The 333-nt window shown below is 64.3% G+C and carries 1 protein-coding gene; it reads left to right on the forward strand.

Annotated features, from left to right (window positions below; translation table 11 throughout):
- The coding region (locus CRD60_RS08905) for a hypothetical protein (protein WP_161522231.1) at positions 1-198 on the forward strand (198 nt) is incomplete at its 5' end.
- Positions 199-333: the final 135 nt, after the last annotated feature.

The following is a 333-nucleotide window of genomic DNA, read 5'->3' on the forward strand; positions in this document are numbered from 1 at the left end:
TCGGGCTCCGGCTCTTCAGGCGCTGCGGGCTCCCGGCTGGCCGGCATGTCCGAAGTCATGCGTCGGAGCGTCATGGATGTGGTGCGTGCCTCGTATGCGACCGGTTCAGGCAAGGTCTTCGCCGCCATGGCCGTCCTCTCGTTGGGGTTCGTGCTATTGGCGCTGGCCTACCCCCGCAAGCGCACGGACCGAAGATAAGCTAAAGGCAGGGAGGAGGCGCCTATGTCGGATAGCACGGTTGGGGGGATTCCCCAGGCGGGCAGTGCCAGGACACTGACTCAGCGGCGGCAGGTATACACCACCTGGAATTGGTACTTTCTGATCGAGCTGGCC

Source organism: Bifidobacterium aemilianum (assembly GCF_003315635.1).
GTDB lineage: Bacteria > Actinomycetota > Actinomycetes > Actinomycetales > Bifidobacteriaceae > Bifidobacterium > Bifidobacterium aemilianum.